This window comes from Peribacillus sp. GL_122, from assembly GCF_057835005.1.
This window is the reverse complement of record NZ_CM174415.1, coordinates 380,571-405,000: the sequence shown is the minus strand read 5'-3', so window position 1 is coordinate 405,000 and position 24,430 is coordinate 380,571. Positions and strand designations below refer to the sequence as shown.

Genomic DNA, 24,430 nt, shown 5'->3' with positions numbered 1-24,430 from the left:
CAGTGTCAGTTACAGACCAGAAAGTCGCCTTCGCCACTGGTGTTCCTCCAAATCTCTACGCATTTCACCGCTACACTTGGAATTCCACTTTCCTCTTCTGCACTCAAGTTCCCCAGTTTCCAATGACCCTCCACAGTTGAGCCGTGGGCTTTCACATCAGACTTAAGGAACCACCTGCGCGCGCTTTACGCCCAATAATTCCGGACAACGCTTGCCACCTACGTATTACCGCGGCTGCTGGCACGTAGTTAGCCGTGGCTTTCTGGTTAGGTACCGTCAAGGTACCAGCAGTTACTCTGGTACTTGTTCTTCCCTAACAACAGAACTTTACGACCCGAAGGCCTTCTTCGTTCACGCGGCGTTGCTCCGTCAGACTTTCGTCCATTGCGGAAGATTCCCTACTGCTGCCTCCCGTAGGAGTCTGGGCCGTGTCTCAGTCCCAGTGTGGCCGATCACCCTCTCAGGTCGGCTACGCATCGTCGCCTTGGTGAGCCATTACCTCACCAACTAGCTAATGCGCCGCGGGCCCATCTATAAGTGACAGCGTAAACCGTCTTTCCATCTTCTCTCATGCGAGAAAAGAACGTATCCGGTATTAGCTCCGGTTTCCCGAAGTTATCCCAGTCTTATAGGCAGGTTGCCCACGTGTTACTCACCCGTCCGCCGCTAATCTCAGGGAGCAAGCTCCCGTCGATTCGCTCGACTTGCATGTATTAGGCACGCCGCCAGCGTTCGTCCTGAGCCAGGATCAAACTCTCCGAAGAAATGTTTGACTTGCTCATTTGCTTTTTTGATAGTGTGTGCTCACTTAAAATTTAACGTTGGCGCTTTGTTTTGTTCAGTTTTCAAAGAGCAATTTCACAATCGTTCTTTCAAACGGCTGTTTATTCATCATAACATCTCGTTGATTAGTTGTCAACTTCTGCGAAGTTTTTAACTTATTTTAAATCGCTGTGTTTTTCAGCGACCATTTCATCTTATCATTTTCATAGTAAGAAGTCAATAGTTATTTCTTTCAGCAATCTGCCGAAAGTGATGAAGTTTTTCGCATGTCTTAGTTGGTGCTTATTTATATTAATCCTTTCCCAATATAAAGTCAACACATTTCAAACATTTCTTTGTTAAATGATTTAATCACTGTAAGTAGGAATAAATGCACTTGTCGTACCTTGGCTTCCGCTTAAAACATATAATCAAACAAAATCATTGCTCCCACCCATTTAATTAATTCAAAGACCCGTTTGAAACACATCCCCCTTCAACCTAGTAATGCTTTTGGAAAAATCCATAAAGCTTGCAAGTGATAGGTAACGGCAATAACAAACTGTATAGATGAAGAAACGTATAAATAGATGTATAAATCGAATAATGAAAACTGATTGTTCCTTTCGAATGGATTGATTTAAAATAAACCGTTAAATCACGGAATTTCATTGTCCAAATATTAAAAAATTTTTTTACAATTTTACTTTCTTATACTATAATAAATATATTTTAAAAATTTCAGGAGAGACTTTTAATCATTATAAAAATAGTTGGGAGAGGGATTTATAAATGATTAATAAAAACACATCTTTGAGGATGCAAAGTATCGTTTTTATTGGCTTTATGGGAGTAGGAAAGACGACGATCGGTCAGAAAGTAGCAAGGAAATTATATAGGGACTTTATTGATATAGATCAAGAAATTGAAAAGGAATTCAATATGCCCACTACAGAAATATTCAAGAAGTTTGGGGAAAAAACTTTTCGCGAAAAAGAAAAAAGTGTGATTGAAAACTTTAGTCAACAACAATTGAAAATCATTTCAGTAGGAGGCGGGGCATTTTTACAAGAGGATATACGGAATATCTGTTTATCCAATTGCATTGTCTTTTATCTGGACTTATCTTGGGAATACTGGAAAGAGAGAATAGGCTTACTAATTGATAGTAGACCTGTTTTACAAAGTCGGTCCCTTGAGGAAATCGAAGAACTCTTTTACACCAGACAAGAAATATACTCCTATCATCATTCAAAAGTGAATACCAATGATCTTGATGTTGATGAAGTGGCAGACTTCATAGTCGATTCATTGAAAGTGGCCTGGGATATTTATGAACCGCTTAAGTAAGAACATCCTTTTTGTTATGTAGTCAATGTTCCCAATAAAAGAATAATAGAAAAGATGAAAAGGGTACAGCGGTATGGATACCTAGCCTCCTGTAAACTAATCACCTTTTTATTTTTCTTTTTTAGGAAGACTCTCTAATAATCAGTTCTGGATTCAATATGATTCGCTGTTGTTCACGTTCAATTTTCTCCATTTGTTGATACAGAAGATTCGCTGCCTCTTTTCCAATGCGTCTAGGGAATGAGGAAATGGTCGTTAGCGGAGGATGATAGATTTCTGCGACTGGAACGTTATCGAACCCTACGATATCTATATCTTTTCCAGGTGTATATCCTTTCATCATTAATCCTTGCATAACACCGAAGGCAATTAAGTCACTAAAGCAAAAAATCGCCGTAGGCGGATTAGGATTCTCAAGTACTTTTAATACAGCCTCCAGCCCCCCTTCCCGTGTAGGGGCACTATCAATCACCAACGATTCATCCACTTCCAATCCCGCTCTTGAAAGAGCTTCACGGTATCCCTCCATTCTCTCGATCCAAGTAGAAGATTCCTTGATGCCACCAAGGAGCGCAATTCTTTTATGCCCCTTTCCAAGGAGATGCTCAACAGCAATCCTGGCTCCTTCTGGATAGTCTATGCCTACATAGTCGCTATTCACTCCAGGTAGTTCCCTAACAGCAAGGACCATCGGCGTGTCAATTTCATTTAACCGTTCAATTGTATCTTGTGAGCTTTCAGAGACAGGACAAAGAATCAGGCCTCCCACCCTATGTTCCATCATGGTCGAAAGGAGATGGTCTTGCTTGGCAACCGAGTCGAATGTAGTCCCCAGCAACACTGTATATCCGACCTCATCCAATGCATCGTGAACGCCTATCAGGAATTCAGAAAAAAAGGTATTTGATATGTCGGTAATAATGATTCCTACAGTATCGGAACTCTGCGACCTTAGGTTTGCTGCAATTCTATCGTAAACATAGCCTAATTCATGCATGGATTTTAATACCTTTTTTCGCGTCGCTTCCGATATTCGGGGGTTATTACGAACGATAAGGGAAGCAGTGGATGTAGATACCCCAGCATGTTTCGCTACCTCTTGCAGCGTGACCCGCCCTTTTTTGGATTGTTTCATAGTTCAATCACCATCTTGAATGTATTTTTGATCTACTTATTATTATCATGTTCTTACTATAATAATAATATAGTTACTGTCAATATTACACCTTTGCTTTTGGAACATGGGTATCTCATCGATTAATAACACTCCAATACATCTATATCCAATATTCAACAGTCCCAAAAAAACGCCACCCTAGTTTTAGAAGATGGAGTTTTAATAATCCTTCAATATTTTTTAGCCGTGGTTAAATATGGTCTGGTGCTGTGTCAATTTTTTATACCGGTAATAAACAAAAGCTGCAGCTAGGATTCCTATAGTTGCAATAAAGCAATCGAAAAGAAATATATGCGATATATCCCCACTCTTAGCGATCAAGCCCGTTGCAATTGGTAAAATGACGCTCGCCAAACTGGATGCCGTCGCAACGATACCTGTTACAGTTCCTTTTTTCCTCCAGAAAAGTTCAGTCATTATTGCAATGGTTAATTGAAATATTCCAGCTGTCGATGCTCCAAGGAAAAAGGAGCTAATACTTAAGACAATAGGTGAATGTATCGTTAATATGATGATTACCGTAAGTAAAGTAATCATTGGATAAAGCAATATCACCGTCACAGGCTTAATCCATTTGTTTAATAAGATGGATAATACCAGGACGGAAATCAGTGATCCAACACTATAATAGCTCAATAATTTAATTGCACCTGAAGATGGCATCCCTGCAACTTCCTGGCCGAAACTCGGTAACCAGATTTGCGAAACTGTAAATAACGCAGTTGATGTAAACCCAATTATGATTAGTGCGACTCCTTCGCTCCAAAATTTAGGTTCAGTTATGAACCTGTTCATATGCAAACCCTCCTCATGACTGACAGCATCGGATTTGCTTTTTGGAAATGAAGCGGACAACATAAAGATCATATTCATGAAATAGATGACAGCTGGTAATAAAAATGCAAACCCGTAAAATAATTGGTTCCTAGTAAGAAACAAGATGAGGAATGGTAGAATTGTTGCACCAAGTGAACCAAAAGCCTTGACCATAACACTGGCGGAACCAGCAGATTCAGGAAACATTTCAGTTAGCGCCGGATATGTACCAGCATCCATGGCTGAGTTGGAAATTCCCGCAAGTAAAGCAAATACAAAGGCCATTTCATATGTGGGGGAAAATGGAATCCCAATTAAAAAAACTCCCATTATTACCGAAGAGACAATAATCAATGGCTTTCTTCCAAATTTATCTGATAATACTCCCGAGAGACCATACGTGAGTAATCTGCCTATTCCTATTGCTGCAATAAGATAACTGATGCCGGTAGAGTCCGTATCCCATTGTTTTGTTAAAGAGGTCATGTTTGAGGCGAGAATTATATTAACCATCCCCAGCAGAAAATAGTTAATATACATGCCAGATGCCGCTTTATAATACTGATTTTTCATTATTACACCCCTATAATAAATCACGTTGTGTTTCTCCCCAAGAACCCTTTAATGCAAAATGTAATTACATTAAAGCCTCCCCTTTATGATATCCATTTAAATACTTTTCAAAAAAAAACGCTAAGAAAAACAAGGGATTTCACTCCCTGCATTTTCTTAGCTCCGAGGTTTCTGCACTCATTTGATGGTAATCATATAACGATGATGCACATCGAGTATGAATAAACCTCTATTACGATAAAATGGAGAATAATCTCCAGAGTGGAATCATCTTATTCTGCAAACAATTGCTCTTTGATGTAATCAACAGGCATCTGTTGACCTGTCCATAATTCAAAGGCCAATGCGCCTTGCCAAAGCATCATCCCAAGACCATTAATAGCTGTAGCACCGGCAGCCTCAGCTTGTTCCATTAGTTTAGATTTACGTGGGATGTAAACAACATCGGTTACGATTAAATCAGGACGCAGCATTGATTCGTCTTGAATGACACTTAAGCCTTCAAGTGGTTTCATGCCAACACCAGTTCCATTTGCCAAAATATCACTAGTTGCGATTTCAGCCTTTAATTGTTCAACATTTTCAAGAGGATATACATTGGCTTTCACATTTAAGTGCTTCATATCTTCATTGATGATTCGTACATTCTCTACTGCTTGCGGGAAGAAAGCATCATCACGAGCAAAAATGCTGATTTCCGCCACACCTTCCAGCGCAGATTGAATGGCAATTGGAGTAGCAGCCCCACCAGAACCGATAAGAGTCATTTTCTTGCCTTTAATATCTATACCATGTTCTTTTAGGTTCCGGGTATACCCCATTCCGTCGGTACTGTGACCTACGAACTTACCATCAACATTGACAACTGTATTAACGGCCCCGGAAAATTTAGCACTGTCTGCCAATTCATCAAGATATGGAAGTATTTTCATTTTATTAGGCATGGATACGTTAAATCCTTTTACATTTAATGCACGCATCCCCTTGACTGCATCTTCCAGCTGTTCGTTTCCTACTTCAAATGCTAAATAGGCGCAATTCAAGCCTAATTTATCGAAAGCCAAATTATGCATGGCAGGTGATAAAGAGTGTCCGATAGGTGTTGCCAGCAATCCTACCAATTCCGTTTTCCCATTAATACGTCCTAAATTTTCCATGTTCTATTCCCCCTGATTTTTAAAAACTTATATAAATTCCTTCTTGGAAGGAATTATGAGTTAAATGTTTTGATCAATGATCTCCAATACATCCCTTAATTGAGTAACAGGAATTTGTCCTGGGGCAGATGCTTCTTTTCCGGCACCGAATGTACAAGCAGATCCAAACACCGCGCCTGATAATCGACTGACCAGACCTGTGCCCGACATTGACATCGTAATGAATGGACGATCGGCATACTTTGTTTTCATCGTGTAAGTTGCATCTAATAAAACGAGTAAGTCACCAACAGTTTGCGGCATTACAGCGATTTTTGGAATATGGGCGCCAAATTCCTGCATTTTACGCAATCGGTAAATGATTTCTTCTTTTGCTGGTGTCTTATCGAAATCATGGTTACACATTACTACGTATACGCCATTTTCCTCAGCTACTTTTACAGTCTCCTTCACTGATGATTCTTCAAAAAACAATTCCACATCGACAAGATCAATATTCTTCGTTCCAATTGCTGCATGAAGAAGCTTGAAATAATATTCATCGCTGATTTCCTTGTTCCCGCCTTCTTTATGGCTTCTAAAAGTGAAAAGCAGCAAAGTATTGGGTACAGCACTTCTAAGTTTAGAAATCATATCCGAAACGGCTTCTAAGCTTTCAACTTGTTCATAAACATCTACTCGCCATTCAATGATATGCGGCTGTAGCGCATTTACCGTTTCAACTTCTTTAAGCAGTTCTTCTTCAGTTGTCCCCATCAGTGGAACGATGATCTTTGGAACCCCTTCTCCGATCGTTACGTCTTTAATCGTGATTGTTTTCATGGATGTTTCCCCCTTTTATCATTATCATCAGTGGGGATTCATGCCCCTCTGATGTTCGGCTAGACCGTTTAATTGGAAATCTTAATTACCTTTTTGTATCGATAGGCAACGAATACTGCCAATAAAATACTAACTACCGCAATTGCCACATCAAACAAGAAGACCGCAGTTAAACCAGCACTCTTAGAAATGATACCTGTAACGAAAGGTATGATGATAAATGCTGAACTAGCTGCAATGTTTACATATGAAGTAATCGTCCCTTTATTGGCAGGGAAGAACTCTGTTATTATTGTCATGGCCAATTGGAACACCCCTGCAGTTGAAAGCCCAATGAAGAAAGCGCTCAAAACAGTTATAAATGGTTGTTGGATATAAATGAGTGACAATAAAGATAATGCTGCAATGATCGGATAGATAATCATGACGGTAATGGGCTTAATTACTTTATTCAATAGAACTGCTAGTAAAATGACAGAAACAAGGGAGCCAATGCTATAGTAACTAAGCAATTGAACAGCCTTAGCCTGGGTTAGCCCCAATACATCTTGTCCAAAGTTCGGGAGCCAGACTTGAACCAGCATGAATAAAGCAGTTGATGTGAAGCCTAATAGTATGACGGCCACCCCCTCCTGGCCAAACTTCGGTTTTGAGAGGAATTGGTGTTGAAGCGGCACAGCTTGTGCATCATCTTGAGTCTGGCTTTGAGCTTTATGATCCGGAAATGAAACCTTAAGCAGGAAAAATCCATTAACAAGATAAACAGCAGCCATTAAGAAGAATGTATACCCGTAAAACATATCTCTAGCTATAAAGAACGCCATGATAAATGGAAGAAGTGCGGCACCGACTGAAACGAACGCTTTTATTAATACGGTTGCGGAACCAGCTTTCTTTTGAAAAGCCTCAATAAGTGCTGGATACGTACCAGCATCCAAAAATGAGTTTGCAATACCAGCACATACAGCAAATATAAATGCCAATGTATAGTTAGGAGCCAAAGGTATACCTATGAGGAATATCAGGTAGATAAAAGATGCTGAAACAACAAATGGTTTCCTTCCTAATTTATCCGACAGTCTACCGGCGAAAAACAAGGAAACTAACTTACCGATTCCTATAGCAGAAACCAAGTAACTTATCCCTGAGGCACTTGTATTTAATTGATTGGACAAATTCTCCATATTTGACCCGATGATAATATTGATCATGCCTAAAATAAAATAGCTAATATATAAACCTGTGGCCATTTTTATAAATGGATTTTTCATGAAACACACCCCTATTAAAAAAGTTATCGAAATGCAATTTGATTCTTAAGCCTTTCAGAAGCTGCCCCCTTGCCCCATACCATAAATACAAATTTACGTACTAAATAAAAACAATAAACTTCATTAGGTTAACCGACTTCAGTTAGTATATCGTTCTACTAACTTTTCGCATAACTAGTATATCGTTCTACTAATCTTAATGTTAGTACATCGTTCTACCAACAATTCCTTGGTATATCGTTCTACTAATTATTCAGAGCAATTAGTTTCTGAATTCAAAAGGTATTGAATTTACACTTATGCCAAAGTTAATTAGTTAACTTTATTTAGTATATCGTTCTACTGGATTATTATACTGCGCTAATTTAATTGTGTCAAACTCACGAGCGGTCCTTAATAACTATAAAGAGATTCCTCATACTCTTTATTTCTAAATTTCGAAGTGCTCATTTTCGATCTCATTTATCTTATAAGTTCAGCCATACCTTGGATTTATTACCGCTCATACAAGATGAAGAATATTTTTATTTGCTGTGGCACAAAGTATTTTATCATTTATGAGGACCCCCTTCTATTTCGGTATTCCCTACTTTTTTAGTTACCAGTTTCTGAATAAATTTCTTTTTAGCCAAAATATATGTACTGCTGCTTATTTAAATCCAATTCCCCAGTTATTTGCAATCGAATTGAATAACCCATATCCCTGTCTAAGTAAGGCTGGAAGAATGTCTCGCTTATATCCTAAGTTGAGGGATGGGTCAAAACGATTCTCAAAATGAAAAACAATTTTCGATTTCAGCCTCTCTCAGGGGTTATATAACTACTTCTATATATAGAAATAACGGGGCTTCATAATTTTTTTAGAAACTTTTGGTTCATAACGCAAAAAAGACCAACCGGATGGCTGATCTTTGAAATGGCTTGGCGGCGTCCTACTCTCACAGGGGGAAACCCCCAACTACCATCGGCGCTGAAGAGCTTAACTGCCGTGTTCGGAATGGGAACGGGTGTGACCTCTTCGCTATCGCCACCAAACATAAAAGGAACGTTGTTCCTTCAAAACTAGATAATAAGAAGGTATTTCATTTTTAAAAAAGCGTTGGTTAAGTCCTCGATCTATTAGTATCAGTCAGCTCCACATGTCGCCACGCTTCCACCTCTGACCTATCAACCTGATCATCTTTCAGGGATCTTACTAGCTTGCGCCATGGGAAATCTCATCTTGAGGGGGGCTTCATGCTTAGATGCTTTCAGCACTTATCCCGTCCGCACGTAGCTACCCAGCTATGCCTTTGGCAAGACAACTGGTACACCAGCGGTGCGTCCATCCCGGTCCTCTCGTACTAAGGACAGCTCCTCTCAAATTTCCTGCGCCCGCGACGGATAGGGACCGAACTGTCTCACGACGTTCTGAACCCAGCTCGCGTACCGCTTTAATGGGCGAACAGCCCAACCCTTGGGACCGACTACAGCCCCAGGATGCGATGAGCCGACATCGAGGTGCCAAACCTCCCCGTCGATGTGGACTCTTGGGGGAGATAAGCCTGTTATCCCCGGGGTAGCTTTTATCCGTTGAGCGATGGCCCTTCCATGCGGAACCACCGGATCACTAAGCCCGACTTTCGTCCCTGCTCGACTTGTAGGTCTCGCAGTCAAGCTCCCTTGTGCCTTTACACTCTACGAATGATTTCCAACCATTCTGAGGGAACCTTTGGGCGCCTCCGTTACTCTTTAGGAGGCGACCGCCCCAGTCAAACTGCCCACCTGACACTGTCTCCCACCCCGATAAGGGGCGCGGGTTAGAATTTCAATACAGCCAGGGTAGTATCCCACCAACGCCTCCACCGAAGCTAGCGCTCCGGCTTCTCAGGCTCCTACCTATCCTGTACAAGCTGTACCAAAATTCAATATCAGGCTGCAGTAAAGCTCCACGGGGTCTTTCCGTCCTGTCGCGGGTAACCTGCATCTTCACAGGTACTATAATTTCACCGAGTCTCTCGTTGAGACAGTGCCCAGATCGTTACACCTTTCGTGCGGGTCGGAACTTACCCGACAAGGAATTTCGCTACCTTAGGACCGTTATAGTTACGGCCGCCGTTTACTGGGGCTTCGGTTCAAAGCTTCGCTTGCGCTAACCTCTCCCCTTAACCTTCCAGCACCGGGCAGGTGTCAGCCCCTATACTTCGCCTTGCGGCTTCGCAGAGACCTGTGTTTTTGCTAAACAGTCGCCTGGGCCTATTCACTGCGGCTTTTCTGGGCTATTCACCCTAAAAAGCACCCCTTCTCCCGAAGTTACGGGGTCATTTTGCCGAGTTCCTTAACGAGAGTTCTCTCGCACACCTTAGGATTCTCTCCTCGCCTACCTGTGTCGGTTTGCGGTACGGGCACCTTACATCTCACTAGAGGCTTTTCTTGGCAGCGTGGAATCAGGAACTTCGGTACTATATTTCCCTCGCCATCACAGCTCCGCCTTAATGGAAACGGGATTTGCCTCGTTTCCGGCCTAACTGCTTGGACGCGCATATCCAACAGCGCGCTTACCCTATCCTTCTGCGTCCCCCCATCGTTCAAACGATGTATAGGTGGTACAGGAATATCAACCTGTTGTCCATCGCCTACGCCTTTCGGCCTCGGCTTAGGTCCCGACTAACCCTGAGCGGACGAGCCTTCCTCAGGAAACCTTAGGCATTCGGTGGAAGGGATTCTCACCCTTCTTTCGCTACTCATACCGGCATTCTCACTTCTAAGCGCTCCACCAGTCCTTCCGGTCTGACTTCAACGCCCTTAGAACGCTCTCCTACCATCGACACCTAATGGTGTCAATCCACAGCTTCGGTGATACGTTTAGCCCCGGTACATTTTCGGCGCGGAGTCACTCGACCAGTGAGCTATTACGCACTCTTTAAATGGTGGCTGCTTCTAAGCCAACATCCTGGTTGTCTAAGCAACTCCACATCCTTTTCCACTTAACGTATACTTTGGGACCTTAGCTGGTGGTCTGGGCTGTTTCCCTTTCGACTACGGATCTTATCACTCGCAGTCTGACTCCCAAGAATAAGTATTTGGCATTCGGAGTTTGACTGAATTCGGTAACCCGTTGGGGGCCCCTAGTCCAATCAGTGCTCTACCTCCAATACTCTCATCTTGAGGCTAGCCCTAAAGCTATTTCGGAGAGAACCAGCTATCTCCAGGTTCGATTGGAATTTCTCCGCTACCCACACCTCATCCCCGCACTTTTCAACGTGCGTGGGTTCGGGCCTCCATTCAGTGTTACCTGAACTTCACCCTGGACATGGGTAGATCACCTGGTTTCGGGTCTACGACCTCATACTCATTCGCCCTATTCAGACTCGCTTTCGCTGCGGCTCCGTCTTATCAACTTAACCTCGCATGAAATCGTAACTCGCCGGTTCATTCTACAAAAGGCACGCCATTACCCATTAACGGGCTTTGACTACTTGTAGGCACACGGTTTCAGGATCTATTTCACTCCCCTTCCGGGGTGCTTTTCACCTTTCCCTCACGGTACTGGTTCACTATCGGTCACTAGGGAGTATTTAGCCTTGGGAGATGGTCCTCCCTGCTTCCGACGGGATTTCTCGTGTCCCGCCGTACTCAGGATCCACTCAGGAGGGAACGAAGTTTCAACTACAGGGTTTTTACCTTCTTCGACGGACCTTTCCAGATCACTTCATTTACCCCGTTCCTTTGTAACTCCATGTTGAGTGTCCTACAACCCCAAGAGGCAAGCCTCTTGGTTTGGGCTAATTCCGTTTCGCTCGCCGCTACTCAGGAAATCGCGTTTGCTTTCTCTTCCTCCGGGTACTTAGATGTTTCAGTTCCCCGGGTCTGCCTTCAGTACCCTATGTATTCAGGTAAAGATACTGTTCCATTACGAACAGTGGGTTTCCCCATTCGGAAATCTCCGGATCAAAGCTTACTTACAGCTCCCCGAAGCATATCGGTGTTAGTCCCGTCCTTCATCGGCTCCTAGTGCCAAGGCATCCACCGTGCGCCCTTTCTAACTTAACCGTTAAAAAAGATCTTACAGATGCTTTGAAAAAAATTAATTGCCTTCTATCTATTATCTAGTTTTCAAGGAACAAAGCAGAAAGAATTTCATCACATCGTGATGCTTGTCTTTCCTATTGAATGAATTACTCATTCAAAACTGAACAAAACAAAAGCGCTCTCGTAATTATCCTTAGAAAGGAGGTGATCCAGCCGCACCTTCCGATACGGCTACCTTGTTACGACTTCACCCCAATCATCTGTCCCACCTTAGGCGGCTGGCTCCATGAAGGTTACCTCACCGACTTCGGGTGTTACAAACTCTCGTGGTGTGACGGGCGGTGTGTACAAGGCCCGGGAACGTATTCACCGCGGCATGCTGATCCGCGATTACTAGCGATTCCGGCTTCATGCAGGCGAGTTGCAGCCTGCAATCCGAACTGAGAATGGCTTTATGGGATTCGCTTACCTTCGCAGGTTTGCAGCCCTTTGTACCATCCATTGTAGCACGTGTGTAGCCCAGGTCATAAGGGGCATGATGATTTGACGTCATCCCCACCTTCCTCCGGTTTGTCACCGGCAGTCACCTTAGAGTGCCCAACTGAATGCTGGCAACTAAGATCAAGGGTTGCGCTCGTTGCGGGACTTAACCCAACATCTCACGACACGAGCTGACGACAACCATGCACCACCTGTCACTCTGTCCCCCGAAGGGGAAAGCCCTATCTCTAGGGTTGTCAGAGGATGTCAAGACCTGGTAAGGTTCTTCGCGTTGCTTCGAATTAAACCACATGCTCCACCGCTTGTGCGGGCCCCCGTCAATTCCTTTGAGTTTCAGCCTTGCGGCCGTACTCCCCAGGCGGAGTGCTTAATGCGTTAGCTGCAGCACTAAAGGGCGGAAACCCTCTAACACTTAGCACTCATCGTTTACGGCGTGGACTACCAGGGTATCTAATCCTGTTTGCTCCCCACGCTTTCGCGCCTCAGTGTCAGTTACAGACCAGAAAGTCGCCTTCGCCACTGGTGTTCCTCCAAATCTCTACGCATTTCACCGCTACACTTGGAATTCCACTTTCCTCTTCTGCACTCAAGTTCCCCAGTTTCCAATGACCCTCCACGGTTGAGCCGTGGGCTTTCACATCAGACTTAAGGAACCACCTGCGCGCGCTTTACGCCCAATAATTCCGGACAACGCTTGCCACCTACGTATTACCGCGGCTGCTGGCACGTAGTTAGCCGTGGCTTTCTGGTTAGGTACCGTCAAGGTACCAGCAGTTACTCTGGTACTTGTTCTTCCCTAACAACAGAACTTTACGACCCGAAGGCCTTCTTCGTTCACGCGGCGTTGCTCCGTCAGACTTTCGTCCATTGCGGAAGATTCCCTACTGCTGCCTCCCGTAGGAGTCTGGGCCGTGTCTCAGTCCCAGTGTGGCCGATCACCCTCTCAGGTCGGCTACGCATCGTCGCCTTGGTGAGCCATTACCTCACCAACTAGCTAATGCGCCGCGGGCCCATCTATAAGTGACAGCGTAAACCGTCTTTCCATCTTCTCTCATGCGAGAAAAGAACGTATCCGGTATTAGCTCCGGTTTCCCGAAGTTATCCCAGTCTTATAGGCAGGTTGCCCACGTGTTACTCACCCGTCCGCCGCTAATCTCAGGGAGCAAGCTCCCGTCGATTCGCTCGACTTGCATGTATTAGGCACGCCGCCAGCGTTCGTCCTGAGCCAGGATCAAACTCTCCGAAGAAATGTTTGACTTGCTCATTTGCTTTTTTGATAGTGTGTGCTCACTTAAAATTTAACGTTGGCGCTTTGTTTTGTTCAGTTTTCAAAGAGCAATTTCACAATCGTCCTTACGAACGGCTGTTTATTCATCATAACACTTTATTGATTAGTTGTCAACTTCTGCGAAGTTTTTAACTTATTTTAAATCGCTGTGTTTTTCAGCGACCATTTCATCTTATCATTTTCATAGTAAGAAGTCAATAGTTATTTCTTTCAGAAATTCACCGAAAGTGATGAAGTTTTTCGTTTGTCTTAGTTGGTGCTTATTTATATTAATCTTTTCCTGCCATAAAGTCAACACATTTCACAATAAATATTTTCTTCTCTCAAAGTGAGTTCAAGAATGGTTTCAAGAGTCCGTTTTGTTTAAGGAAAATACACACATTAGTTGGACAGATCTGAAGTTATCCCGACAAAGCCTTCAAGGTTTTTATCTTTTTGGCTGTTTTCGTAAAGTTTGTTGTTTTTGGATAAAGGAATATTATGGGATATAATAAAATAAAGTAGTAAGTAATCTTTTTTAAGGAGTGATTAAATGGCATATGTTTATACTTTATTTGTTATTTCTGCAATAGGCTTTGTTTGTTATCGGCTGCTTAAAAAGAAAGCAACGCCTTCAAATAGATATACACCTTATGATGACATCACAATGGGAATTAAAGGTGACGATATACAAGATAATCCAATACAGGATACCAAGCATCCCATTCAATATGAAGAGAAATCAAATAACGACAAGACCGTTTAAAGCAGTCTTTTATTATGTGGTCAAGAAAGCAACAATGTATGCGAAAACAGCCATCTTTCTTCATGACCTTATGAAACAAAAAAAAGACCAGCCGGATGGCTGATCTTTTTAAATGGCTTGGCGGCGTCCTACTCTCACAGGGGGAAACCCCCAACTACCATTGGCGCTGAAGAGCTTAACTGCCGTGTTCGGAATGGGAACGGGTGTGACCTCTTCGCTATCGCCACCAAACATAAAAGGAACGTTGTTCCTTCAAAACTAGATAATAATAAGAAGGTATTTCATTTTTTAAAAAGCGTTGGTTAAGTCCTCGATCTATTAGTATCAGTCAGCTCCACATGTCGCCACGCTTCCACCTCTGACCTATCAACCTGATCATCTTTCAGGGATCTTACTAGCTTGCGCCATGGGAAATCTCATCTTGAGGGGGGCTTCATGCTTAGATGCTTTCAGCACTTATCCCGTCCGCACGTAGCTACCCAGCTATGCCTTTGGCAAGACAACTGGTACACCAGCGGTGCGTCCATCCCGGTCCTCTCGTACTAAGGACAGCTCCTCTCAAATTTCCTGCGCCCGCGACGGATAGGGACCGAACTGTCTCACGACGTTCTGAACCCAGCTCGCGTACCGCTTTAATGGGCGAACAGCCCAACCCTTGGGACCGACTACAGCCCCAGGATGCGATGAGCCGACATCGAGGTGCCAAACCTCCCCGTCGATGTGGACTCTTGGGGGAGATAAGCCTGTTATCCCCGGGGTAGCTTTTATCCGTTGAGCGATGGCCCTTCCATGCGGAACCACCGGATCACTAAGCCCGACTTTCGTCCCTGCTCGACTTGTAGGTCTCGCAGTCAAGCTCCCTTGTGCCTTTACACTCTACGAATGATTTCCAACCATTCTGAGGGAACCTTTGGGCGCCTCCGTTACTCTTTAGGAGGCGACCGCCCCAGTCAAACTGCCCACCTGACACTGTCTCCCACCCCGATAAGGGGCGCGGGTTAGAATTTCAATACAGCCAGGGTAGTATCCCACCAACGCCTCCACCGAAGCTAGCGCTCCGGCTTCTCAGGCTCCTACCTATCCTGTACAAGCTGTACCAAAATTCAATATCAGGCTGCAGTAAAGCTCCACGGGGTCTTTCCGTCCTGTCGCGGGTAACCTGCATCTTCACAGGTACTATAATTTCACCGAGTCTCTCGTTGAGACAGTGCCCAGATCGTTACACCTTTCGTGCGGGTCGGAACTTACCCGACAAGGAATTTCGCTACCTTAGGACCGTTATAGTTACGGCCGCCGTTTACTGGGGCTTCGGTTCAAAGCTTCGCTTGCGCTAACCTCTCCCCTTAACCTTCCAGCACCGGGCAGGTGTCAGCCCCTATACTTCGCCTTGCGGCTTCGCAGAGACCTGTGTTTTTGCTAAACAGTCGCCTGGGCCTATTCACTGCGGCTTTTCTGGGCTATTCACCCTAAAAAGCACCCCTTCTCCCGAAGTTACGGGGTCATTTTGCCGAGTTCCTTAACGAGAGTTCTCTCGCACACCTTAGGATTCTCTCCTCGCCTACCTGTGTCGGTTTGCGGTACGGGCACCTTACATCTCACTAGAGGCTTTTCTTGGCAGCGTGGAATCAGGAACTTCGGTACTATATTTCCCTCGCCATCACAGCTCCGCCTTAATGGAAACGGGATTTGCCTCGTTTCCGGCCTAACTGCTTGGACGCGCATATCCAACAGCGCGCTTACCCTATCCTTCTGCGTCCCCCCATCGTTCAAACGATGTATAGGTGGTACAGGAATATCAACCTGTTGTCCATCGCCTACGCCTTTCGGCCTCGGCTTAGGTCCCGACTAACCCTGAGCGGACGAGCCTTCCTCAGGAAACCTTAGGCATTCGGTGGAAGGGATTCTCACCCTTCTTTCGCTACTCATACCGGCATTCTCACTTCTAAGCGCTCCACCAGTCCTTCCGGTCTGACTTCAACGCCCTTAGAACGCTCTCCTACCATCGACACCTAATGGTGTCAATCCACAGCTTCGGTGATACGTTTAGCCCCGGTACATTTTCGGCGCGGAGTCACTCGACCAGTGAGCTATTACGCACTCTTTAAATGGTGGCTGCTTCTAAGCCAACATCCTGGTTGTCTAAGCAACTCCACATCCTTTTCCACTTAACGTATACTTTGGGACCTTAGCTGGTGGTCTGGGCTGTTTCCCTTTCGACTACGGATCTTATCACTCGCAGTCTGACTCCCAAGAATAAGTATTTGGCATTCGGAGTTTGACTGAATTCGGTAACCCGTTGGGGGCCCCTAGTCCAATCAGTGCTCTACCTCCAATACTCTCATCTTGAGGCTAGCCCTAAAGCTATTTCGGAGAGAACCAGCTATCTCCAGGTTCGATTGGAATTTCTCCGCTACCCACACCTCATCCCCGCACTTTTCAACGTGCGTGGGTTCGGGCCTCCATTCAGTGTTACCTGAACTTCACCCTGGACATGGGTAGATCACCTGGTTTCGGGTCTACGACCTCATACTCATTCGCCCTATTCAGACTCGCTTTCGCTGCGGCTCCGTCTCATCAACTTAACCTCGCATGAAATCGTAACTCGCCGGTTCATTCTACAAAAGGCACGCCATTACCCATTAACGGGCTTTGACTACTTGTAGGCACACGGTTTCAGGATCTATTTCACTCCCCTTCCGGGGTGCTTTTCACCTTTCCCTCACGGTACTGGTTCACTATCGGTCACTAGGGAGTATTTAGCCTTGGGAGATGGTCCTCCCTGCTTCCGACGGGATTTCTCGTGTCCCGCCGTACTCAGGATCCACTCAGGAGGGAACGAAGTTTCAACTACAGGGTTTTTACCTTCTTCGACGGACCTTTCCAGGTCACTTCATTTACCCCGTTCCTTTGTAACTCCATGTTGAGTGTCCTACAACCCCAAGAGGCAAGCCTCTTGGTTTGGGCTAATTCCGTTTCGCTCGCCGCTACTCAGGAAATCGCGTTTGCTTTCTCTTCCTCCGGGTACTTAGATGTTTCAGTTCCCCGGGTCTGCCTTCAGTACCCTATGTATTCAGGTAAAGATACTGTTCCATTACGAACAGTGGGTTTCCCCATTCGGAAATCTCCGGATCAAAGCTTACTTACAGCTCCCCGAAGCATATCGGTGTTAGTCCCGTCCTTCATCGGCTCCTAGTGCCAAGGCATCCACCGTGCGCCCTTTCTAACTTAACCGTTAAAAAAGTCTTACAGATGCTTTGAAAAAAATTAATTGCCTTCTATCTATTATCTAGTTTTCAAGGAACAAAGCAGAAAGAATCCATCACATCGTGATGCTTCTCTTTCCTATTTGAATGAATTACTCATTCAAAACTGAACAAAACAAAAGCGCTCTCGTAATTATCCTTAGAAAGGAGGTGATCCAGCCGCACCTTCCGATACGGCTACCTTGTTACGACTTCACCCCAATCATCTGTCCCACCTTAGGCGGCTGGCTCCATGAAGGTTACCTCACCGACTTCGGGTGTTACAAACTCTCGTGGTGTGACGGGCGGTGTGTACAAGGCCCGGGAACGTATTCACCGCGGCATGCTGATCCGCGATTACTAGCGATTCCGGCTTCATGCAGGCGAGTTGCAGCCTGCAATCCGAACTGAGAATGGCTTTATGGGATTCGCTTACCTTCGCAGGTTTGCAGCCCTTTGTACCATCCATTGTAGCACGTGTGTAGCCCAGGTCATAAGGGGCATGATGATTTGACGTCATCCCCACCTTCCTCCGGTTTGTCACCGGCAGTCACCTTAGAGTGCCCAACTGAATGCTGGCAACTAAGATCAAGGGTTGCGCTCGTTGCGGGACTTAACCCAACATCTCACGACACGAGCTGACGACAACCATGCACCACCTGTCACTCTGTCCCCCGAAGGGGAAAGCCCTATCTCTAGGGTTGTCAGAGGATGTCAAGACCTGGTAAGGTTCTTCGCGTTGCTTCGAATTAAACCACATGCTCCACCGCTTGTGCGGGCCCCCGTCAATTCCTTTGAGTTTCAGCCTTGCGGCCGTACTCCCCAGGCGGAGTGCTTAATGCGTTAGCTGCAGCACTAAAGGGCGGAAACCCTCTAACACTTAGCACTCATCGTTTACGGCGTGGACTACCAGGGTATCTAATCCTGTTTGCTCCCCACGCTTTCGCGCCTCAGTGTCAGTTACAGACCAGAAAGTCGCCTTCGCCACTGGTGTTCCTCCAAATCTCTACGCATTTCACCGCTACACTTGGAATTCCACTTTCCTCTTCTGCACTCAAGTTCCCCAGTTTCCAATGACCCTCCACGGTTGAGCCGTGGGCTTTCACATCAGACTTAAGGAACCACCTGCGCGCGCTTTACGCCCAATAATTCCGGACAACGCTTGCCACCTACGTATTACCGCGGCTGCTGGCACGTAGTTAGCCGTGGCTTTCTGGTTAGGTACCGTCAAGGTACCAGCAGTTACTCTGGTACTTGTTCTTCCCTAACAACAGAACTTTACGACCCGAAGGCCTTCTTCGTTCACGCGGCGTTGCTCCGTCAGACTTTCGTCCATTGCGGAAGATTCCCTACTGCTGCCTCCCGTAGGAGTCTGGGCCGTGTCTCAGTCCCAGTGTGGCCGATCACCCTCTCAGGTCGGCTACGCATCGTCGCCTTGGTGAGCCATTACCTCACCAACTAGCTAATGCGCCGCGGGCCCATCTATAAGTGACAGCGTAAACCGTCTTTCCATCTTCTCTCATGCGAGAAAAGAACGTATCCGGTATTAGCTCCGGTTTCCCGAAGTTATCCCAGTCTTATAGGCAGGTTGCCCACGTGTTACTCACCCGTCCGCCGCTAATCTCAGGGAGCAAGCTCCCGTCGATTCGCTCGACTTGCATGTATTAGGCACGCCGCCAGCGTTCGTCCTGAGCCAGGATCAAACTCTCCGAAGAAATGTTTGACTTGCTCATTTGCTTTTTTGATAGTGTGTGCTCACTTAAAATTTAACGTTGGCGCTTTGTTTTGTTCAGTTTTCAAAGAGCAATATTTTCCATCGCTTCTTTAGCGACTTAATTATCTTAACACCTTTCGAACATAAAGTCAACAACTAGTTATCATTTACTTGTTTATCTTTTTTGTCTCAAGCGGTGTATTTAATATATTAGCACTTGCATATAGATAAGTCAATTTAATCTTTTAAAATCCCTTTCATTTTTTTTCATGAACCACCTTCTTCTATATATACACTACTTTCTTTCTATGGAAGCCGGACCCTGCTAATGAATTATCAATAACAAAGAGGGCAGCCGATTATAGCTGCCCTCCTGTTATTAATGATTATTTATTGATGGAAATTACGTCCGCTTCTTCCCTATCTACATTTCCGGCCTTTTCAATCTTCACACTTTCACCTTCGGAAAGGTTAGTAAAGACGATTGGCGTAATGATAGAGCTGGCATTGTTTTTGACATACTCTATATCAACTTTAAGAAGTGGCTGTCCGCTTGTCACTTTATCTCCTTGAGCGACAAGTGCTTCGAAACCTTTGCCTTCTAACTTAACTGTATCGATCCCGACATGAATCAAGATTTCACGTCCAGCTTCGGAAACGATACCTATTGCATGTTTAGTCGGGAATAGGTTAACGATAGTACCGTCTACAGGAGAAACAACCAACCCCTCCTCCGGTACAATTGCAAATCCATCACCCATCATTTTTTCAGCAAAAACTGCATCAGGCACTTCCGTGATCGGTTTTAATTCCCCTTTAATAGGAGAAACAAAACGCTCGGAAACTTCATCCGTCCGTAAAGGTTTCGGGACGACATCCTCAATTTGTTTTTCCACACCTACTTCAGGAGACGCTTCTACTTTACGAGGCCTTTTTCCATCGATGATATCTTTCATTTGCCCCTTGATAGTTTCTGAACGCGGTCCGAAGATTGCCTGGATGTTATTACCCACTTCCAGAACTCCAGCGGCACCAAGTTTCTTCAACCTATTTTTATCAACATTACCGATGTCATTGACTGATACACGAAGACGGGTAATGCATGCATCCAAGTGAGAAATATTTTCTTTTCCGCCCATAGCATCCAAGATATCTCCAGGAAGACTTCCAGCTGTACTTGCAGTTCCTTCCGCTTCCTCATCTTCTTCCACTTCACGGCCAGGAGTTTTAAGGTTAAATTTCCTTATCGCAAATCGGAATCCAAAGTAATAGATAACCGCAAAGACCAAACCAACCGGAATAACGATCCATGCATTGGTTTGCGGATTAATTAAACCGAACAGTACGTAATCGATCAAACCACCAGAAAACGTCATCCCGATTTTTACGTCCAGTAAATGCATGGTCATGAATGATAGACCCGCAAACAGACAGTGGATCCCGAAAAGTACCGGTGCAACAAATAAGAATGCAAATTCAAGTGGCTCAGTAATCCCCGTCAAGAAAGATGTAAGTGCCGCAGAAGCCATCAAGCCCCCGACTATTTTCTTTCTTTCCGGTCTTGCTTCATGATAAATGGCCAAAGCCGCAGCTGGTAACCCGAACATCATGAATGGATACTTACCAGTCATGAAGGTACCTGCCGTTAAATTCTGTACACCATCTTTAATTTGTGCCATGAAGATGGCTTGGTCTCCTCTGACTGGCGTTCCCCCGCCTTGAGGGATATAGCTGCCAAACTCGAACCAGAATGGCGAATAGAAGATATGATGCAATCCGAAAGGAATCAACGCACGTTCTACAACCCCAAACACGAAAGCTCCCAGAGTCAGGTTAGCACCCAACATATTTTCGGAAAATGAATTTAACCCCGATTGAATCGTCGGCCAAACTAAAATCATCAACAACCCAAGAATAACTGCGCTTGCGGCTGTTACAATGGGTACAAATCGTTTACCTGCAAAGAATCCTAAATAAGAAGGCAGTTCAATTTCATAAAATTTATTATACATAACAGCAGCCATGACACCGACAATAATACCGCCGAACACGCCCGTCCCCAACGTCGGGATTCCCAGAACATTACTATACACCGCACCATTGCTCTCAATGTCGGCAGTGTCAATCCCAAGAACAGTTCCCATCGTTACATTCATAATCAAGAACCCGATAATCGCAGCCAGGCCGGCAACACCTTCTCCGCCAGCTAACCCAATTGCGACCCCCACAGCAAACAACAAGGGAAGATTCCCAAAAATAATATTTCCGGCATTCTCCATTACCGATGCAACCATTTCCACTCCGCCACTCGCAAGAAACGGGGCGATATCCAACAAAGTTTCGTTTTGCAGTGCATTACCAAACGCAAGCAAAATTCCGGCCGCTGGTAAAATGGCTACAGGAAGCATCAAAGCTTTTCCGATTTTTTGCAAAACACCAAACAACTTCTTAAACATAGGTTTTCCTCCTCTTTACTGTTTTTCCACGCTAATAAAACGGTTACATTTAACGATGGTATTCATCTTCCCACGCATCAGAATTCAAATACAAAAAAGGCATAAGCAAAGATAGGATTGAAATGAAAATTCAGGTATATAATACCCTCTTTCATAACAATCATTCTCCTCACTTATGCCTGATCGAATCAGTAACACGTAAGTTAATGTATGTTTATTTAATTTTCTTTTGTAATCGCTGGATATGCATCGTTAGATAGACAGCTTCCGCATCACAAACCGGTCTGCCTAATTTCTGCTGCATAATTTTTATTAGCTTCCAAGAGATATTGTAACACAGAGGATATTCTTCTTTCAATAGCATTGCTATTTTTTCGGGTTCCTCTACTTGTTCCCCTGCCAACACCCTGTCTATCATGAATCTTAAATGACGGACCAAACGTGAATAGTCTATGCTATCCTTATTAATTTTTACGTTGAGCTGTTCTTCAACGACCTGGATAAGATGATAGATTAACTGCGAATGCTGATTGACTTCCGATAAGTCTTTATTTGATATTGCACTATGAATATGAAGCGTAATAAAACCAATTTCCCCTTGGGGCAGGCCTATGCCTGTCTTATCTTGAATTAATTCGATTACATCAACAGCAATATCATGTTCAAAAGGATAAAGGGTTATCGTTTCTTTCAAGAATGGGTTTTTGATAGTCATTCCTTGTGAAACACGCTGAAGGGCGAACAATAAATGATCAGTTAAACCGACATGTATATGTTCATTGAGTTTCCCAGTTACTCGGTCGTTAATGAGATGAATGGATTCTATAATGGCAGCTTGAAGATTTTGATCGATCTGCGGCAAAAGTTTTTTGTAACTTTCCTGTTCCTTAACATTTTTCAGGACAAACGTTTTCTCCGCAAGTTCCGGACTTAACTCTTCGCCCTTCTTTCGGTTGAAGCCTAAGCCCTTTCCAATAGAAACGACTTCTCCATACGACGGATGCGTGGCAATCACCACGTTATTGTTCAAAACCTTTTCAACGATAAAGCCATTCATTTTTCTCCCTCTTTTTTCTCAAAGTCCCTATGCCCCGTACAGGATAAAGTACTTAATACTTAGTCTTTTTACTATACACGATATGAGCTTTCTCTTACAACATGAAAGAAGAGCCCCGAAATCGGGACTCTCCTTACTTACTTGCATAATTACTTCAAGAAAATGAAATATAGCAGGAAGACGACTCCAAGACCCCACATGATTGGGTGAACCTCTTTAGCTCTTCCTTTCATCGACATGGTGATAGGATAGAAGATGAATCCGCAAGCTATACCTGTCGCAATTGAATATGTCATAGGCATCATGATGACCGTAAAGAAGGCCGGTACCGCAATTTCGAACTTCTGCCAGTCAATACTTTTAAGTGATGATGCCATTAACACTCCGACTATAACCAATGCCGGCGCAGTCACCGCAGATGTCACAACTGAAAGAAGCGGGAAGAAGAAAAGGGATAGGACAAACAGCAACCCTGTCACTACAGCCGCAAAACCGCTTCGAGCACCAGCAGCAACACCTGATGTAGACTCTACATATGATGTCGTGGTGGATGTACCAAGAATTGCACCTGAAACGATGGATAATGAATCAGCAAGTAACCCTTTTCCCACTCTAGGAAGTACATTATCCTTCATCAGTCCAGCTTGTTGCGCAACAGCCACTAACGTACCGGCTGTATCAAAGAAAGCTACGAACAAGAAGGTCAATATTACGATTAACATTTGACCAGTGAAAAGATCACCGGGATTTCCGAAGGCATCGAACGCAACCCCGAATGTTGGCGCTATGCTAGGAACGGCACCGATTATTTTCTCCGGCACCGGAACTTGCCCAAAGATCATTCCTGCAATGGCCGTAATGACCATTCCTATGAACACGCCGCTTTTGACGCCTCTCGTCATCAAAATGACGGTTACGACAATTCCGAACACAGCCAATAAAGTATTTCCTGATGTCAAGTCGCCCAGTCCGACAAGTACACTGTCATTATTCGTGATGATTCCAGCATTCTGAAACCCTACAAAGGTAATGAACAAACCGATACCGGCTCCAACTGCGTATTTCAATTCGACCGGAATTGCATTAATGATTTTCTCACGTATTCCCGATAATGAAAGCAAAACGAATATTATACCTGATATCAATACCCCTGATAAAGCCGTCTGCCAAGGAATCCCAAAACCAAGTACAACGGTAAAAGCGAAGAAAGCATTCAATCCCATGCCCGGGGCAAGAGAGATTGGATACCTGGCTATAAGTCCCATCAATATCGAGCCAATTGCGGCTGCTAAGGCGGTAGCTGCAAAAACCGCTCCGTAGTCCATTCTCAATTCATCCGGATAGTCCTCGATGCTTTGTAAAGTCAGCATCACAGGGTTAACAACCAGGATATATGCCATTGAAAGGAACGTAGTTAGACCGCCAAGTATTTCACGGCGATAATTAGTTCCCAGCTCGTTAAACCGAAAATAATTTTTCATTATGAGT

At 44.6% G+C, this 24,430-nt stretch carries 10 protein-coding genes and 7 rRNA genes (1 of these 17 running past the window's edge); 2 read left to right on the top strand and 15 right to left on the bottom strand.

All coding sequences use genetic code 11. The features are described from left to right. A 16S ribosomal RNA gene (locus tag AC3ISB_RS01985) occupies window positions 1-764 on the bottom strand; it reaches 787 nt to the left of the window's first position. A 790-nt stretch (window positions 765-1,554) separates the two neighbouring features. On the opposite strand from AC3ISB_RS01985, the gene AC3ISB_RS01980 reads away from it, so the two are divergent. Next, a complete protein-coding gene (locus tag AC3ISB_RS01980; RefSeq protein WP_141992594.1) occupies window positions 1,555-2,112 on the top strand; it encodes a shikimate kinase in 558 nt (185 codons plus the stop codon). A gap of 121 nt (window positions 2,113-2,233) precedes the next feature. Here the strand turns inward: AC3ISB_RS01980 and AC3ISB_RS01975 are convergent, their stop codons facing one another. The 8 genes from AC3ISB_RS01975 to AC3ISB_RS01940 all read right to left on the bottom strand — a co-directional run bounded on the left by AC3ISB_RS01975 (window position 2,234) and on the right by AC3ISB_RS01940 (window position 13,687). Further along, on the bottom strand, window positions 2,234-3,247 hold the full coding sequence (locus AC3ISB_RS01975; RefSeq protein WP_098373848.1) for a LacI family DNA-binding transcriptional regulator: 1,014 nt from the start codon (window positions 3,245-3,247) through the stop codon (window positions 2,234-2,236). Between the two features lie 222 nt (window positions 3,248-3,469). Then, window positions 3,470-4,678 (bottom strand): MFS transporter, encoded by a 1,209-nt coding sequence (locus AC3ISB_RS01970; protein WP_489275413.1) that lies wholly within the window; start codon window positions 4,676-4,678, stop codon window positions 3,470-3,472. 272 nt (window positions 4,679-4,950) lie between these two features. Next, window positions 4,951-5,835: a quinate/shikimate dehydrogenase gene (locus tag AC3ISB_RS01965; protein WP_098373846.1), complete on the bottom strand. Its 885-nt coding sequence runs from the start codon at window positions 5,833-5,835 to the stop codon at window positions 4,951-4,953. A 60-nt stretch (window positions 5,836-5,895) separates the two neighbouring features. Then, entirely contained in the window at window positions 5,896-6,657 is a 762-nt protein-coding gene (gene aroD, locus AC3ISB_RS01960) for a type I 3-dehydroquinate dehydratase (protein WP_098373845.1), read from the bottom strand. A 68-nt stretch (window positions 6,658-6,725) separates the two neighbouring features. Then, entirely contained in the window at window positions 6,726-7,928 is a 1,203-nt protein-coding gene (locus AC3ISB_RS01955) for an MFS transporter (protein WP_098373844.1), read from the bottom strand. Window positions 7,929-8,847: 919 nt separating this feature from the next. Next, a 5S ribosomal RNA gene (gene rrf / locus AC3ISB_RS01950) occupies window positions 8,848-8,963 on the bottom strand. Between the two features lie 64 nt (window positions 8,964-9,027). After that, window positions 9,028-11,960, bottom strand: a 23S ribosomal RNA gene (locus tag AC3ISB_RS01945). 176 nt (window positions 11,961-12,136) lie between these two features. Then, window positions 12,137-13,687, bottom strand: a 16S ribosomal RNA gene (locus tag AC3ISB_RS01940). Window positions 13,688-14,260: 573 nt separating this feature from the next. Here AC3ISB_RS01940 and AC3ISB_RS01935 point away from each other — a divergent pair. Beyond that, complete coding sequence (locus AC3ISB_RS01935) at window positions 14,261-14,473, top strand: DUF3951 domain-containing protein (protein ID WP_489275411.1); 213 nt, start codon at window positions 14,261-14,263, stop codon at window positions 14,471-14,473. 115 nt (window positions 14,474-14,588) lie between these two features. Here the strand turns inward: AC3ISB_RS01935 and rrf (AC3ISB_RS01930) are convergent. The 6 genes from rrf (AC3ISB_RS01930) to AC3ISB_RS01905 form a co-directional block, all read right to left on the bottom strand. Then, a 5S ribosomal RNA gene (gene rrf, locus AC3ISB_RS01930) occupies window positions 14,589-14,704 on the bottom strand. Window positions 14,705-14,771: 67 nt separating this feature from the next. Next, window positions 14,772-17,704 (bottom strand): 23S ribosomal RNA (locus AC3ISB_RS01925). A gap of 175 nt (window positions 17,705-17,879) precedes the next feature. Beyond that, window positions 17,880-19,430 (bottom strand): 16S ribosomal RNA (locus tag AC3ISB_RS01920). Together the 16S, 23S and 5S rRNA genes form the textbook arrangement of a ribosomal RNA operon. Before the next feature lie 385 nt (window positions 19,431-19,815). After that, on the bottom strand, window positions 19,816-21,885 hold the full coding sequence (gene ptsG, locus AC3ISB_RS01915) for a glucose-specific PTS transporter subunit IIBC (protein ID WP_098373542.1): 2,070 nt from the start codon (window positions 21,883-21,885) through the stop codon (window positions 19,816-19,818). Between the two features lie 214 nt (window positions 21,886-22,099). Further along, on the bottom strand, window positions 22,100-22,942 hold the full coding sequence (gene glcT, locus AC3ISB_RS01910; RefSeq protein WP_098373541.1) for a glucose PTS transporter transcription antiterminator GlcT: 843 nt from the start codon (window positions 22,940-22,942) through the stop codon (window positions 22,100-22,102). Window positions 22,943-23,091: 149 nt separating this feature from the next. Next, window positions 23,092-24,423 (bottom strand): NCS2 family permease, encoded by a 1,332-nt coding sequence (locus AC3ISB_RS01905; RefSeq protein WP_489275409.1) that lies wholly within the window; start codon window positions 24,421-24,423, stop codon window positions 23,092-23,094. Window positions 24,424-24,430 lie beyond the last annotated feature (7 nt).